Below are 1,753 nucleotides of genomic sequence, written 5' to 3' on the forward strand. Positions count from 1 at the left end.
AGTATTCCTGTAATAAAGAGATTTAGTCTTTGAAGATAACAAAAAAACCTGATATAAATATATTGTGTCACTTGCAAGAAGACAACAATAATTCATATCAGGAGGATAACAATATGAACAACCGAATTATAGTTCCTAATACGTTAGTATTGGGGATAGACATAGCAAAAGAGAATCACTATGGCCAATTTATAGTAAACGGTGAGTATATAAAAAAACCGTTCCTTATAAAGAATACCAGAGAATCTTTCGAATGTCTATTAGATTCAATTAGAGAATTAAAAGTGAAATATAACTTAGATTATGTATTAGTAGGAATGGAACCGACAGGTCACTATTGGAAGAACCTTGCGTATTACTTAAAAAATCAAGGGATAGATTTATGTTTGGTTAATCCATATCATGTTAATAAAACTAAGGAGTTGGAAGATAATAGTCCAACTAAGAATGATAAAAAAGATGCCAAGATTATTGCTAAACTTATATATCAAGGGCAGTACCTAAACTGCATGTTTGAGGAAGAACTCTACGTAAATCTTCGATTATGCAGCAATAATAGACAAGAGCTAAAAAGACAGTTTATCTCAGAAAAGGTAAGATTAATAGCGCTATTAGATGAATACTTTCCTGAATTAAAAAAGATGTTTTCAGATATCTTAGGAAAGTCTGCTTTATGTATATTGAAAACATGTCCTTTTCCGCAAGATATAGTAAATATGGGAGTTTTAGAGCTTACTAAAAAGCTTCTAGATGCTACACATAATCGTGTTGGAATTAAGAAGGCAGAATTAGTTTATAATGCAGCTAAAGCTTCAATAGGAGTGCCCGTAGGGCTTGAAGGAGCTAGATATAGATTAAAGCTTATTTTAAGGCAATTAGAAGGTTTACAAAACGAATTAGATGATGTGGAAAAGCTCATGGAAGAATATCTTGTGCAAACAGGTTATTCAGAATACTTGCTAAGCATACAAGGTGTTGGTGTAGTAACAGCTGCAGGATTTTTAGCTGAAATTGGAGACATATCAAAATATGACAGCTATAAACAAATACAGAAAGTAGCAGGACTTAACTTAAAAGAAACCAGTTCTGGTATGAAAAAAGGTAAAACTAAGATAAGTAAGAGAGGTCGTTCAAATTTAAGAAATATCTTATATCAAGTAGCAACTGTTATGGTAGCTAAGAATGCTGCATTTAAAGAAGTATACACTCATTTAACCAAAAGGCAGGAAAATCAATTAACAGGAAAGCAAGCAATAGTTGCACTAAGTGTAAGGCTTATAAAAGTTATGTACACATTATGCAAGAAAAAAACAACATATACACATGAAAAGGTTCATGGTTTAACAAGTTATCAACAAGCAGCTTAATTTAAGATATTCACAGATATATTGAAATTTATGTTCTTTGAAAAGAGTAAGGTAAAGCGCGTTCAAACCCCCATAAGGGCTTAATTGACCCAGTATACGAGGATTAATGCTAGCACCTGCTCTAAAATGCAGAACGAAGGAATGTAGAGACATAGATATGTACTCCGTGAGACATGGTAGGGTAAGCATTAGGGCTATATAGGTGTATTTCCTTCAAGATATTGGAATATAACTTATACTCTTATGCATACGTCTAACTTTCTTTATCCAGTATTATCTATATATTCAATATAATCACATATTCATCTTAAACTACTTGTTTATAAATAATAAAATTCTATGAAAATAGAAGTAAATAAAAGATAAATTAAAATTATTGAGGTAGG

Annotated in this window: 1 protein-coding gene; it reads left to right on the forward strand. The window is 31.4% G+C overall.

Annotation, left to right across the window (positions count from 1 at the left end; translation table 11 throughout):
- The first annotated feature begins 113 nt into the window (after nt 1-113).
- On the forward strand, nt 114-1,367 hold the full coding sequence (locus tag J2Z44_RS21335) for an IS110 family RNA-guided transposase (protein ID WP_021283170.1): 1,254 nt from the start codon (nt 114-116) through the stop codon (nt 1,365-1,367).
- Nucleotides 1,368-1,753: the final 386 nt, after the last annotated feature.

The sequence above is a fragment of the Clostridium punense genome (genome assembly GCF_017874425.1).
GTDB classification, from domain to species: domain Bacteria; phylum Bacillota; class Clostridia; order Clostridiales; family Clostridiaceae; genus Clostridium_J; species Clostridium_J punense.